Below are 12,963 nucleotides of genomic sequence, written 5' to 3'. Positions count from 1 at the left end.
CCGGCTCCTCACTGCGATCTGCGGCGCCAGGTGTCGGTGGCGACGGCAAGCGCGATCACCACGCCGATCACCACCTGCTGGATGAAGGGAGAGACGCCGAGCAGGTTGAGGCCGTTGCGCAGCACGCCGATGATCAGCACGCCGACCGCGGTGCCGCCGATCGAACCGACGCCGCCCGAAAGGCTGGCGCCGCCGATGACCACCGCCGCGATCGTGTCGAGCTCGTAGCCGAGGCCGGAGCTCGGCTGCACGGAATCGAGACGGGCGGCGAGCACGATGCCGGCCAGACCGGCAAGCACGCCGCAGATCGCATAGACCCAGTTGGTCAGCGATTTGACCGGAATGCCGGACAGCCGCGCGACCTCGGCGCTGCCGCCGATCGCATAGAGGCTGCGGCCGGTGGCGCGGTAGTTGAGGAAGATGGCGAAGACGATCGCCAGCACGATCATCAGCCCGACGGTGACCGACAGGAAGCCGAAATGGCGGACGATCGACAGGTTGGTGAACCAGTCGGGGAAGCCGACGATCTGCGAGCCGTCGGTGATCATGTTGGCGAGGCCGCGCGCCACCGACATCATGGCGAGCGTCGCGATGAAGGGCGGCAGCTTGGTCATCGTCACCAGCAGCCCCGAGACGAGCCCGCAGAGGCCGGCGACGACGAGCGCCGCCACGACGCCCGCCGGCACGCCGAGATTGAGATAGTCGGGGTGGGCGATATAGCCCATCACCATGGCGGCCAGCGCCAGCACCGAGCCGACCGAAAGGTCGATGCCGCCGATCAGGATGACCAGCGTCATGCCGATCGCCATGATGCCGAGCACGGTGATCTGGTCGAGCACGTTGAGGATGTTGCGCACCGTCAGGAAGGTGTCGGTTGTCAGCGTCAGCGCCAGGCACAGAAGCGCGAGCCCGATCAGCGGCCCCATGGTTCCGGCGAACAGCGCCGAAAACTTCGTGCCCGTCGCGCCCTGCGCGCCGGCCGCGGCCTTCAGCTCGCTTGCATCATTGCTCACAGCCACCTTGTCTCCTCCGTCCGCGAACCGGCGATGCGCTGCCGTCCGCTCTTGTTCACCAGGCATCCTCCCTTGTGAACAATTTATCTTTGATATGCAATTTTGTTCAGCTAATCTGTTCATCAGAAAATTGTCAAGTGCCGCGGACGCATTCGGCGGCGGTTTGCGCCACCCGACGGATTGGCCTAGGGAAGGCCAAGGGAGATGCGGAGGGGCACGAGGATGGCGGTGATCGAGAACGAGAAGGCCTCGCGCTTCCCGGATGCCGAGCTCAAGGCCCGCGCCGCCTGGCACTATTATGTCGAGGGCCTGACCCAGGAGCGCATCTCCGAGATCCTCGGCATCGGCCGCATCAAGGTGCATCGCATCCTCTCTGCCGCCCGTGAGGAAGGCGTGGTCCAGTTCCGTATCCGCGACAGCGTCGTCGAATGCGTGCAGCTCGAGGAAAGCCTGAAGCAGCGTTTTGGCTTGAGCCAGGCGGTGGTCGTGCCTTCAGCCGCCGACAGGACCAACGCGCCGCTGATGATCGGCCATGCCGCGGCAACCTATCTGGCCGACAACGTCAATCCCGGCGATGTCATCGCGCTGGGCTGGGGCCGAACGCTGAAGTTCGCCATCAACGAACTGCCCCGACGGCCAATCGCCAGGACCACGGTGGTTTCGATGCTCGGCGGTCTTACCCATGCGCAGCCGCTCAACCCGACCGAGAGCGCCTGGGAGTTCGCCGAGAAGATCGGCGCCGAATGCTATCTGCTGCCGGTGCCGGTCTATGCCGACAGGCCGGAGCAGCGCGATGCCTTCATGAGCCAGCGCAGCGTCCAGGACGTTGTCTTCCGCGCCCGGCGCGCCAACATCGCCGTGCTCAGCGTCGGCGCCTTCTCGGGCAATAGCCCGATCGCCAATTACGGCTTCATCAAGCCGAGCGAGCTCGAGGAATTGCAGGCGGCCGGCGCCGTCGGCGACATCCTCTGCTACTTCATCGACGCCGAGGGACGCCCCGTCGACCATGAGGTCAACCGCCGCGTCTGCGCCTATCCGCTGCAGGATCTCTCCGATATTCCGTCGATCATCCTGGTTTCGGGAGGACAGGACAAGGTGGCCGTCATGCGCGCCGCGCTTGCCAACACCAGGGTCTCGGTGCTGATCACCGACGAGGACGCGGCCAAGGGCCTGCTCAGTCGCTAGTCCAGCCGGCTAGAAAGTCACAGACCTTGGGGCGCCTCTCGTAAGACCAGTCTTTCAGCAGCACGGGCTTGAAATTTCCCTTGATCGGCCTGCTTTCTTCCAGGTCCTTGGAGACGGTGCCCTTGCCGGTGAGGTAGTTGATGTCGCAGTCGCCCTGGATCGTATCGACGGTGTCATCGGACGTCCGGTTCCCCCAGTCCCAGCTGCGGCTGTAGCCGCCGACCATGAATTGGCCGTGGCGATAGACGACGGTCAGCGTCTCTTCGGTCGATTTGCTGGCGCCGCAGCCGAAGCAGGAGGTGATCGCCAGCGATCCCTTGCCCTTGGCTTCGAGATCGATGATGCGGTCCTCGGTCAGCGCTTTCCTGACGAAGTCGGGTTTTCGCGAAGGACCGGGCTTTTCCGCCCCTGTCCCCAGATAGACGTAGAGCTCGGCTGGACCATCGTCCTGCATCACCACGGCCCGGTCCATCGTGCCGTCCTGGTCGATGTCGAGCGAAAGCTCGAACGCGGGTTTGTCGCCGGCAAGCGCCGGCACGGGCATTGCCGCCAGCGCAACAAGCCAGGCCGCATGATGAAGGGCTGTCGTCATGAGCAATCGTCCGCCGCGCGCCGGGAGCGTATCACCAGCAGGGCAAGACGCAATATGCGTCGGTTCACACAGATTTCATGCCGCGCCCAGCCGCGCGTGGATGTCGCGCGTCGCATGATAGAGGTCGCGGTAGATTGCCTTGCGCGCGCGATAGACCGGCACCAGCGCCTCGACCGGATCGACCTGTCTTGCCGGTGGCGCGGCCATCGCCTTGGCGGCGTCCTCCGGCGAACCGAACCATCCGATCGCCGAGGCCGCCAGCATGGCGGCACCGAGTGCGGCCGCCTCGTTGACCGGCGAAATGGAGAGCGCCCGTTCCAGCACGCTCGCCATGATCCGCATCAGCAACGTCGAATTGGTGCCGCCGCCGGCAGCGATCATCGCCTCTGCCTTGCCGGTCTGCGCCTCCATCGCATCGGTGGCGATCGCCTGCTCGAAGGCGATGCCTTCCAGCACCGCGCGGAAGAGATGTCTTGGCTCATGGTCGAGCGACAGGCCGACAATGGCGCCGCGCGCAGCACCATCCCAGTACGGGCTCATGACCCCGGCCCAGTACGGCATGACCAGCAGGCCGTCGCTGCCTGCGGGCACCTCCATCGCGGCCTTCTCCAGGATGGCGGCGGAAGGTGCACCGGTGGTGCGCACGATCCAGTCGACCAGCTGCATGCCCGAGCGCAGCACCGTCTCCAGCATGAAGCCGGAGCCGGTCGGCGAGACCAGCGTGCGGAACGCGTCCGAAGTCGTGACCGTGCCGGAATAACTGCCGCTGACGACGCCCGAGCCCAGCGAGAGATAGCTCTTGCCGGGACCATGGACGCCCATGCCGAGGCCCATCGCCTGGCCGTCGCCGGCGCCGGCGATGATGGGCGTGCCGGCTTTCAGCCCCGTTGCCGATGCGATGATTTCGGAAAGCCCGCCGCAGATTTCTCCCGGCCCGACCAGTTCCGGCAGATGCTCCGGCCGCAACCCGGCGGCCTCGACCAGGCGGGGATGCCAGGCGCCGGTCTTGATGTCGAGCAGGCCGAGCGGATCGGCACTCGCGGTGCTGGTCACCAGCCGTCCGGTCAGCCGATGGACGAAGAAGCCATGCACGTCGACCAGTGCCGCTGCCTGGCCAAGCGCCTGCGGCCGATGTTCTGCAAGCCAGGCGAGCGCATAGAGCGCCGGCGTCGGATCCGGCGGCTTGCCGCTCCAGTCGCGGATCGCCTCGCGGCCGAGCTCGGCCGAAAGCCGCGCCACTTGCGGGCGGGCGCGCTCGTCCAGCCACAGGATCGCCGGGATGAGCGGCTTGCCGGCAGCGTCGATCAGGGTGAACGTCTCGCGCTGGTGGGCGATGGAAATCGCCGCCACGCGCGAACCGCCGACCTTGCCGGCGACCTGCTTCAGTGCCGCAAGCAGCGCCGTCCACCAGTGCTCGGCGTCCTGTTCGAAATGGCCGGGCGCCGGGTTTGACAGCGGGTAGGTTTCGCGCGCCTGGAACAGTTCCGCCCCGTTCCGCGCGAAAGCGATCGCCTTCACGGCCGTCGTCGAGGCGTCGATCCCGATTACGACATCGTCCATCAGGCGGGGATCCGGGAGGTCAGGCGGCGTTGGTGACAAACCGTCCGTCCGACTGGTCGAGACGACGGCGGATCTGGGTTATCACCATCGAATCGTCGGGGACACAGTTTTCATAGGTGAGGAAGTCGCCGGCCTTCACTGGCTTCACCACCTTGGCGCGTTCGGCAAGCCCGAGCGGCAGTGCGCCCCTGGCACGCGCGTCCTCCCATGTCATGGCGAAGCCGCGATAGTCGTTCTCGCCGATCATGCCGAGCGACTGGCCGGCGCCGAGGTTGCTCTTGGCGACCGCCACGGCTTCCGCCACCGGATGGTCGAGCGGCTCCATGTCGGCGCGCTTGTAGACCACGGCGCGCGCCGCCGAGAGCGGCACCTCCAGGCTGGTCAGGTGATAGGGGCGGAAGATCGTGAAATAGGGGCCCTTGCCGACCTTGAGGTCGATCATGCGCTCCAGCACGCGCGGATGCCTGGTCTCGATGATGCAGAACACGCCGGGCGCCACGCCCTTGCCGATCGAATAGTCGACCACGCCCTTGCGGTGCAGCACGCCGCCATCTTCGCGCGGGCAAAGCACGTTGGCGAGTTCGTCAAGCGTCGCGGTCGGGCCGTGCATGCCCGGCACGTCAGGCACCAGGCCGGTGGCGTTGGCGATCGCCACCATCTCGATCGCCGTCTTCGAGCCGTCGACGAACTCGACCAGCATGCGCGCGTTCATGTTGCGCTCGCTGGCCTCCTTCTCGTAGTCGGCCGGCACGGCGTCGATCTTCAGCGGATTGTTCTTGCCCTTGCCGGCGGCAACGATGTTGAAGCCGAGGCTCTTGGCGAAGCCGATGATCTCCAGCGTGCAGGCGGGCTCGTCGCCGGCGGCGCCGGTGTAGACCACGCCTGCCTTGCGCGCCTCTTCCTTGAGGAAGCGGCCGATGGTGATGTCGGCCTCGACATTGAGCATGACGATGTGCTTGCCGTTCTTCATCACTTCGAGCGCGAACAGCGTGCCGATGTTGGGGTTGCCGGTGGCGTCGATGATGACGTCGATGCGGCCGGCGGCAGCAAGCGCATGCAGATCCTCGGTGACGGCGATCTTGCCGGCCTCGATAGCACGGTCGATGGCAGAGGCGTTGGGCGCCTGGACGATGTCGGAGAGGTCATGGCCGGCAAGCAGGGCCGCGTCGATCGCCGCTTGCGGACGCACCTCGGAAATGGCGCCGATGCGCATGCCCGGCATAAGTGCTACCTGAACGACGATGTCGGTGCCCATCTGCCCGGCGCCGGCGAGACCGATGATGATCGGCCCCTGCTTTTCAGCGCGCTGCAGGAGTTCCGCTGCGAATTGCGGATGGGACATATAGCTTCCTCCGGTCCTTGGCGCGCCGCTGCGCCGGAATGATTATCATGAACATTCCTATTTCCAATTGAAAAATATTTCAACCGGCATTTGGGCAGATGCTGCGGGAATCCGATTTGCAGACGCCGGTGCAGCGGCAATGCCGGACCTTCGATGTCGGCAGGGCGCATTCGTGAGGGATTTTGTCGGGCGTTTTTGGCCAAAATCGACGCCTTCAGCACGAATAGTGCTGAGTGTCTCAACAAGCGCTCAACCTGGAATCGGCGTCGCCGATATGCGGCGGATCTTTATCTTCAGCCGCCGATCTCGAAGAACGGTTTGCCGAGCAGGTCCGGCACCACGTCGATCCCGAGGCCAGGCCCGTCGGGGATGCCCATGCGGCTGCCGGTCACCGGCGGTTTGTTCGAGGCGGTGCGCACCGTCACCCATTCGTGGAAGGCGATGGCGTGCAGCCGCCGCTCCTCCGGCGTCGACAGCGACAGATGCGCCATCGCCGCGGTGTCGATCTCTGCGCCGCCGGTGTCCTCGACCGTGATCATGAAGCCGAGGTCGACTGCGACGTCGCGGATCTGCCGCGTCCTGGTGACGCCGCCCAGCCGCGAGATCTTCAGCGTCAGCCCGTCGGCCGCGCCCCTGCGGTAAATTTCCAGCATCTCCTCCAGCGAGGTGACGGATTCGTCGAGCACCATCGGCTTGTCGAGCATGCGGCGCACCGACATGTTCTCGTCGAGCGTCGTGCAGGGCTGCTCGAACGTGTAGTCGATGCCGCGCGTCGCGTCGGCGAACTGGCGCGCCTGGTAGGGCGTCCAGCCGGCATTGGCGTCGCAGAAGATCACCGTGCCCTTCGGTACGGCGGCGGCGACCGTCGTCACGCGCTCGATGTCGTCGCGGACATTGCCGCCGACCTTGACCTGCAGCCGGTGGTAGCCCTCGGCGACGATGCGCCTGGCGAGCGCGGCCATTTGGTCGAGCGTGCCGTGCGTGACGACCCTGTAGAGCTCCGCCGTCTCGCTCTCGCGGCCACCGAGCATCGTCACCAGCGGCACGTCCGCGGCGCGCGCCGCGAGGTCCCAGCAGGCCATGTCGAACGCCGACTTGATGTAGGGATGACCCTTGAACACCGTGTCCATCAGCCGGCCGATGCCGGCAAGGCCGCGCGGATCCTGGCCGATCAGATGCGGCGCGATTTCCGGCACGCCCGCGCGCGTTCCCGCCGGAAACGCGGCCGAGTAGAAATTGCCGAGCGGCGCCATCTCGCCCCAGCCGGTCGCGCCGCTGTCGGAGGTGATGGCGACGATCACCGCGTCGAAGCAGTCGGCGACGCGCCCCTTTGACATCCGGTAGGGCCCGTCCACGAAGGGCTGCACGACATGGTAGGCCTTGATGCTCTTGATCTTCACGTTGTCGTCCACTGTCTGCGGGATTGGTCAGGCGCCTTTGGAGGCGCGCTTTTCGAGGCTGCGCGCATAGGCGAGAAGCTCTTCGAAATCGAGGTCGATATGCTCGCGCGCATGGCGTTGGGCGGCGCGCATGTCGTTGCCCTTGAGCAGCGCCACATAGGTCTCGTGTACATCCTCCGCGGGCACCGGCTCGGCGCGCGCCTGCTGGTGCAGCGCGAAATACATCTGCAGCCGGCTGGTCAGGCGCTGCCAGGTTTCCAAAAGCACGGAATTGTCGGCCCATTCGTAGATCAGGCCATGCAATTGCAGCGCCGTCTCGATCTGGCGCGTGGTGTCGAGCGCACGCGTCGCCTGCTTGACCGTCGCGTGGCGGCGGTCGAGCTCGTCGAAGAAGCGCTGGTCGCGCAGCGGCCAGGTGCACTCGATGGCGAATTCATCGAGCACCTTGTTGAGCGAATAGGCGTCGATGATGTCCTTGGCGGTGACATCGATGACGAAGGTGCCGGCGTAGGGAATGCTGGTCAGGATGCCTTCCTGGACCAGCTCACGCATCGCTTCGCGCAGCGGCGCGCGGCTTACCCGCATCTGTTCGGATATCCTGAGCTCGTTGAGCTTCTGCCCCGGCTCCAGCTGGCCGGTCAGGATGGCGCGCCGCAACAGCGCGACGATCTCCGCCCTGCGCGTCGTATCCGCGATCGGACTGAAATCCAGCTTCGCCATGCGCCCACTCCGGATGAACCATCGGAAGACAAACAGATTGTCGACAATCTAACAAGAGGGCAATTTGCGAATTCCGAAATTTCTGTCGATGGCTCAGGCCGCGCGGCAATCATGGCCGGGGCCGATCTCGAAGCGGGCCGCCTGATCGCGCTGTCGTCGGTCTCGGTGCGCCTCGGCCAGCCCTATTGCGCCTTCATGCTGCCGGCAAAGGCCGAGCGTGCCGACATCGCCGGGCTGGTCGCCTTGCTCAACAAAACGGCGCCCTCGACGTGGGAGTCGAGGGCGCCGCGGGACCGGGACTGATGGGGGTTATCAGCTGGCCGGTTTTTGTTGCGGCAGCGGCGAGACGGGCATGCCGGGGCCGATCTTCTGCAGGTTGCCGGTAATCACCTGGTCGCCCTCGGCGACGCCGCTCAGGATGGCCACCTGGTCGCCATTGACCGGGCCGAGCGACACCATGCGCTGGTCGACAGTATTGCCCTTGCCGACGACGTAGAGGTACTTGCCGAGCTGGCTGGAGCCGAGCGCCACCTGCGGGACCATCAGCGTGTCGGGCTGCTCCTTCACATGCAGCCGGACGCGAACATACTGGCCGGGCAGCAACGAGAACTTCGCATTGCCGATCGTCGCCCGCGCCGTGATGGTGCCGGTCGAATGATCGATCGTGTTGTCGATGAAGGTGAGCTCGCCCTTCTGGCTGGGTTCCGTCTGACCCGGCAACAGAACATCGACGGCGATCGGGCCGGCCGCCTTGGCCGCCTCGATCTCAACCAGATCCGTCTCGCTCGGATTGAAGGTGACGTAGATCGGATCGAGCTGCACCAGCGTGTTGAGCACCGTGCCGGCGACGCTGACCAGCGTGCCGACCGAAGCCTGGTTGCGGCCGATGCGCCCCGGGAACGGCGCCTTGATCTCCGCATAGCCGAGGTTGAGCTCGGCGGTGCGGAGCGCCGCCCTGTCGACCGCAAGCGCCGCCTCGGCCGCGCGCAAGGTGCTGGTGCGCTGGTCGAAGCTGTCCTTGGCGAGGTAGCCGCTCTTGGCGAGCTCGGTGCCGCGACCGAGATTGGAGCGCGCGTAGTCGAGCGTCGCCGTGTCACGCTCGATCTCGGCCTGCGCCTGGTCGAGTGCGGCCTGATAGTCCTGCGGCGCGATCCGGTAGAGCAGGTCGCCCTGCTTGACGTCGCTGCCGTCGGCGGCAGCCTGCTCCTGCAGGTAGCCGGGCACGCGGGCCTGCAGCGTGATGCTGCGGATCGACTCGACGCGCGCGGCATAGTCGAGATAGATCGGGATGGTCTTCTTGACGACGTTCACCACCGGCACCGGCATCACGAAGGCCGCCGGCGCGGGCGCCGCGCCCGCCGTGCCGGCATTGAGGCTCAAGCTGCCCATGTCGAGCAGATGGACGCTGGCCATCGAAATTGCGCCGAGCGCCACGGCCGTTCCCAAAGCGATTTTCCATTTACGCATTTTGGTCTCCAATCCTATTCGGCCGCTTCAGCCAGGCGCAGGGGCGCCGGCTCGGCAGTCGGTTCAATATGCTCTTGTTCATGTTCCGCGGCGGGTTCGCTCCGCTCACGGCGCTCGCGCAGCTGCTCGATCACCGCGTAGAACACCGGCACGAACACCAGCGACAGCACCGTCGCCGCCACCATGCCGCCGAAGACGGTGGTGCCGATCGACTGGCGGCTGGCCGCACCCGCGCCGGTGGCGTACATCAGCGGCAGCACGCCGAGGATGAAGGCAAAGGCCGTCATCAGGATCGGCCTGAGCCTCAGCCGCGCGGCTTCCATCGCCGCCTCGACGATGCTGAGGCCTTCCTCGCGCCGTCGCCTTGCGAACTCGACGATCAGGATCGCGTTCTTCGCCGCCAGGCCGATCAGCATGACGAAGCCGATCTGCGAGTAGACGTCGATCTGCATGCCGCGCAGCAACAGCACTGCGAAGGCGCCGAACAAGGCGAGCGGCACGGCGAGCAGCACCATGAACGGCATTGCCCAGCTTTCATACTGCGCCGCCAGGATCAGGAAGACGAAGACGATTGCCAGGCCGAACACGATCGAGGCGATCGAGCCTGCCTTGAGCTCCTGATAGGTGATGCCGGTCCACTCATAGCCGAAATCCCTGGGCAGGACATTTGCCGCGGCGCGTTCCATCGCCGCCACCGCCTGTCCGGACGAGAAGCCGGGGGCGGCGCCGCCATTGATCAGGGCCGACGCATTGTTGTTGTAGTGGGGCACCGTCTCGGGCCCGACGATCGGCACCAGTTTGCCCAGCGTGCTCAGCGGCACCATGCCGCCCGACGAATTGCGCACATAGAGCCGCGAGATGTCGGTCGCATCGGCGCGCGCATCCTTGTCGGCCTGGATCGTCACCCGGAAGGTGCGGCCGAACAGGTTGAAGTCGTTGACGTAGAGCGAGCCGAGATAGATCTGCAGCGTGTTGAACACGTCGGGCAGGTTGAGGCCGAGGAGCTTCGCCTTGCTGCGGTCGAGGTCGTAGTTGAACTGCGGCGTCGAGGTCGAGAAGGACGAGAACAGCTGCTGCGGATTGAGCTCGGGCTGCTTGCGCGCCTCGGCGAGCAAAGCCTGGGTGACGTCGTTCAGCGCGGCACTTCCGCGCCCGGACAGGTCCTCGACCTGGAACTCGAAGCCGCCGGTGGTGCCGAGGCCCGGGATCGAAGGCGGGTCGAAGGACAGCGCGAAGGCTTCCGGCATTTGCAGCAGCTTGCCGCGCACCTGCTCGACGAGCTTGGAGGCGCTCTGCTCCGGGCCGCGCTCGTCCCATGGCTTCAGGATGGCGAACTCCACCGCCGAGTTCGACTGCGCCGCGCTGGTCAGGAAGTTGAGGCCGCTGATCGATCCGACGATGTCGACGCCGGGCGTGTTCTGCAGGATGTCGCGCGCCTTCTCGGCCACCGCGTCGGTGCGCTCCAGCGAGGCGCCGTCGGGCAGCTGGATGACGACGAAGAAATAGCCCTGATCCTCGACGGGGAGGAAGGTCGAGGGCAATTTCTGCCAGACGAAATAGGTCGCGACGAGACCGGCCGCGAACAGGCCGAGCATGATCCAGCGCAGCCTGATCAGGATGCGCACGCCGTGCGCATAGGCATGCGACAGCCAGTCGAAGCCGGCATTGAACCAGCGGAACAAGAAGAACTGCGTCTCGCCGCGATGGCGCAGGAATGCGGCACTCAGCGCCGGGCTCAGCGTCAGCGAGTTGAAAGCCGAGATGCCGACAGAGATCGCCACGGTGAGCGCAAACTGGTTGTAGAGCTTGCCCGAGACGCCGGGGATGAAGGCGACCGGAATGAACACCGCCATCAGCACCGCGGTGGTGGCGATGATCGGTCCCGTCACTTCCGCCATCGCCGCGCGCGTGGCTGCCAGCGGTTTGAGCCCGGCCTCGAGTTGTCGCTCGACATTTTCCACCACCACGATCGCGTCGTCGACGACGAGGCCGATCGCCAGCACCATGCCGAGCAGCGACAGCATGTTGAGCGAGAAGCCCAGCATGTACATCACCGCCAGCGTCGCGATCAGCGACACCGGGATGGCGATGGTCGGGATGATGGTGGTGCGCCAGCTTTGCAGGAAGATGAACACCACCGCCACGACCAGCACCAGCGCCTCGCCGAGCGTGATCAGCACGTCATGCATCGAGGCCGACACGAAGCGCGTCGTATCGTAGTGCATCCCGTATTTGACGCCTTTCGGGAAGCGCGCCGACAGCTCCTGCATCTTGTCCTTGACCCGCTGCTGCAGGTCGAGCGCGTTGGAGCCCGGCATCTGGTAGACGGCGAGCACCACCGTCGGGTCCTTGCCGAAGAAGGCGGAGGAGGAATACTGCAATGCGCCGAGCTCGATGCGCGCGACGTCGCGCAAGCGCACCAGCGAGCCGTTCGCGGGGTCGGCGCGCACGACGATTTCGCCGAATTCCTTCGGGTCGCTCAGGCGGCCGACGGCGTTGACCTGCATCTCGAAAGCGGTGCCGGCAGGCGCCGGCGACTGGCCGATCTTGCCGGCCGCCACCTGCACGTTCTGTTCGGCGATCGCGTTCTGCACGTCGACGGCGGTGATGCCGAGATTGGCCAGCTTGTCGGGATCGAGCCAGACGCGCATCGAATAGCGCCGCTCGCCGAAGATCTGCACGTCGCCGACGCCGGGCAGGCGCTTCAGCGGATCGACCACCTGCAGATAGGCGAGGTTGCTCAGCGCCACCGGATCGACCGAGCCGTCCGGCGAGGTGAGGTCGACGATGAGCACGAAATTGGGGTTCTGCTTCTTGATCGTCACGCCGCTTTGGTTGACGATCGCCGGCAGCGAGGATGCGGCCTGCGAGACGCGGTTCTGGACGTCGACGGCGGCGGTGCTCAGCGGATAGCCGACATCGAAGGTGATGGTGATGGTCGAGGAGCCGTCGTTCGAGCTCGTCGACGACATATAGGTCATGCCCTGCACGCCGTTGATCTGCTGCTCGAGCGGCGTGGTCACGGTGTCGGCCACGACCTGCGCGCTGGCGCCCGGATAGTGGGCGCTGACCACCACCTGCGGCGGCGTGATGTCGGGGAACTGCGAGACCGGCAGCAGGAAATACGCGATCGCACCCGCGAGCATCATGATGATGGCGATCGCCGATGCGAAGATCGGGCGCTGGACGAAGAAGTTCACCATGACACGCAGGCCTCGTTGAATGCTTTTGCCTCACCAAACGCGTTGGCGATCCTGGACAGCTGCCGGCTCCGCGCCGCGCCTGAATCTTCCAGGAAACGCGGCAGCGCCTTGCGGTCCGGCGCCTGCGTGGCCGCCTTCGAACGCAGCATCGCCTCGAAGCTGCGCGGATCGACCCGATCCGCCATCATCACCAGCCGGATCATCGGATCCCGGATGGCCTCGTCGATCGTCAGGTCTTTGCGCTTCTGCATAGGAGCGGCTCCTTGCTTGCGGTCCGCATCCAAATGATCGCGAACCGTTTTCTCGTCTTCACCGGCCGAAGCCGCATGACAGGCAGGTTTCTGGCCCTATCTCACTCTGGCAGGACCGATCGGCGGGTCTTGTCGTTGACGCGGAGAGACATAGGTGTTACCAGTAAGTAACATTCTGGAAGTTACAGACCGGTAACACCCTAGTCAAGAGGTGGCCGAGGGTTTTTTGG

General features: G+C 65.6%; 11 protein-coding genes. 2 read left to right on the top strand and 9 right to left on the bottom strand.

Going from position 1 to position 12,963, the window contains the following annotated elements; translation table 11 throughout:
• Positions 1-8: 8 nt before the first annotated feature.
• On the bottom strand, positions 9-1,019 hold the full coding sequence (locus PU724_RS07460; protein WP_187331217.1) for an ABC transporter permease: 1,011 nt from the start codon (positions 1,017-1,019) through the stop codon (positions 9-11).
• 216 nt (positions 1,020-1,235) lie between these two features.
• Between PU724_RS07460 and PU724_RS07455 the strand changes: the two genes are divergently transcribed.
• Positions 1,236-2,198 carry a sugar-binding transcriptional regulator gene (locus tag PU724_RS07455; RefSeq protein ID WP_127282597.1) on the top strand — a complete coding sequence of 321 codons (963 nt, stop codon included), beginning with the start codon at positions 1,236-1,238 and terminating at the stop codon, positions 2,196-2,198.
• On the opposite strand, the gene PU724_RS07450 is transcribed toward PU724_RS07455, so the two are convergent.
• From PU724_RS07450 to PU724_RS07430, 5 genes are all read right to left on the bottom strand, one after another.
• Positions 2,188-2,790, bottom strand: a complete 603-nt coding sequence (locus PU724_RS07450; protein WP_127282598.1) for a hypothetical protein — start codon at positions 2,788-2,790, stop codon at positions 2,188-2,190. The genes PU724_RS07455 and PU724_RS07450 overlap by 11 nt on opposite strands.
• A 75-nt stretch (positions 2,791-2,865) precedes the next feature.
• The gene (locus tag PU724_RS07445) at positions 2,866-4,350 is read right to left on the bottom strand and encodes a xylulokinase (RefSeq protein WP_354421099.1); all 1,485 of its coding nucleotides are present in this window, start codon (positions 4,348-4,350) and stop codon (positions 2,866-2,868) included.
• A gap of 19 nt (positions 4,351-4,369) precedes the next feature.
• Positions 4,370-5,692: an NAD(P)H-dependent oxidoreductase gene (locus PU724_RS07440; protein ID WP_127311943.1), complete on the bottom strand. Its 1,323-nt coding sequence runs from the start codon at positions 5,690-5,692 to the stop codon at positions 4,370-4,372.
• Between the two features lie 293 nt (positions 5,693-5,985).
• Positions 5,986-7,092, bottom strand: coding sequence for a mandelate racemase/muconate lactonizing enzyme family protein (locus tag PU724_RS07435; RefSeq protein ID WP_354421096.1), 1,107 nt, complete (start codon positions 7,090-7,092; stop codon positions 5,986-5,988).
• Positions 7,093-7,119: 27 nt separating this feature from the next.
• On the bottom strand, positions 7,120-7,812 hold the full coding sequence (locus tag PU724_RS07430; protein WP_127287319.1) for a GntR family transcriptional regulator: 693 nt from the start codon (positions 7,810-7,812) through the stop codon (positions 7,120-7,122).
• Positions 7,813-7,923: 111 nt separating this feature from the next.
• On the opposite strand from PU724_RS07430, the gene PU724_RS07425 reads away from it, so the two are divergent.
• On the top strand, positions 7,924-8,115 hold the full coding sequence (locus PU724_RS07425) for a hypothetical protein (RefSeq protein ID WP_245493438.1): 192 nt from the start codon (positions 7,924-7,926) through the stop codon (positions 8,113-8,115).
• Between the two features lie 9 nt (positions 8,116-8,124).
• On the opposite strand, the gene PU724_RS07420 is transcribed toward PU724_RS07425, so the two are convergent.
• The 3 genes from PU724_RS07420 to PU724_RS07410 are packed head-to-tail and all read right to left on the bottom strand — an operon-like array spanning position 8,125 to position 12,733.
• Positions 8,125-9,279: an efflux RND transporter periplasmic adaptor subunit gene (locus PU724_RS07420; RefSeq protein WP_127393688.1), complete on the bottom strand. Its 1,155-nt coding sequence runs from the start codon at positions 9,277-9,279 to the stop codon at positions 8,125-8,127.
• Positions 9,280-9,293: 14 nt separating this feature from the next.
• On the bottom strand, positions 9,294-12,482 hold the full coding sequence (locus PU724_RS07415) for an efflux RND transporter permease subunit (RefSeq protein WP_354421093.1): 3,189 nt from the start codon (positions 12,480-12,482) through the stop codon (positions 9,294-9,296).
• Positions 12,476-12,733 carry a hypothetical protein gene (locus tag PU724_RS07410; RefSeq protein WP_292349124.1) on the bottom strand — a complete coding sequence of 86 codons (258 nt, stop codon included), beginning with the start codon at positions 12,731-12,733 and terminating at the stop codon, positions 12,476-12,478. The genes PU724_RS07415 and PU724_RS07410 overlap by 7 nt, the downstream gene beginning before the upstream one ends.
• Between the last annotated feature and the right edge of the window lie 230 nt (positions 12,734-12,963).

It is taken from the genome of Mesorhizobium abyssinicae, assembly GCF_049887195.1.
In the GTDB taxonomy this organism is placed as follows: Bacteria; Pseudomonadota; Alphaproteobacteria; order Rhizobiales; family Rhizobiaceae; genus Mesorhizobium; species Mesorhizobium abyssinicae.
Note: the sequence above shows the minus strand (reverse complement) of the source record. Positions and strands in the feature narration are given on the sequence as shown.

What these genes read in the sequence shown, in the direction of transcription:
- PU724_RS07455 (WP_127282597.1), top strand. Translation starts at nt 1,236, where the DNA reads ATGGCGGTGATCGAGAACGAGAAGGCCTCGCGCTTCCCGGATGCCGAG.
- PU724_RS07450 (WP_127282598.1), bottom strand. Translation starts at nt 2,790, where the DNA reads ATGACGACAGCCCTTCATCATGCGGCCTGGCTTGTTGCGCTGGCGGCA.
- PU724_RS07445 (WP_354421099.1), bottom strand. Translation starts at nt 4,350, where the DNA reads ATGGACGATGTCGTAATCGGGATCGACGCCTCGACGACGGCCGTGAAG.
- PU724_RS07440 (WP_127311943.1), bottom strand. Translation starts at nt 5,692, where the DNA reads ATGTCCCATCCGCAATTCGCAGCGGAACTCCTGCAGCGCGCTGAAAAG.
- PU724_RS07430 (WP_127287319.1), bottom strand. Translation starts at nt 7,812, where the DNA reads ATGGCGAAGCTGGATTTCAGTCCGATCGCGGATACGACGCGCAGGGCG.
- PU724_RS07425 (WP_245493438.1), top strand. Translation starts at nt 7,924, where the DNA reads ATGGCCGGGGCCGATCTCGAAGCGGGCCGCCTGATCGCGCTGTCGTCG.
- PU724_RS07420 (WP_127393688.1), bottom strand. Translation starts at nt 9,279, where the DNA reads ATGCGTAAATGGAAAATCGCTTTGGGAACGGCCGTGGCGCTCGGCGCA.
- PU724_RS07415 (WP_354421093.1), bottom strand. Translation starts at nt 12,482, where the DNA reads ATGGTGAACTTCTTCGTCCAGCGCCCGATCTTCGCATCGGCGATCGCC.
- PU724_RS07410 (WP_292349124.1), bottom strand. Translation starts at nt 12,733, where the DNA reads ATGCAGAAGCGCAAAGACCTGACGATCGACGAGGCCATCCGGGATCCG.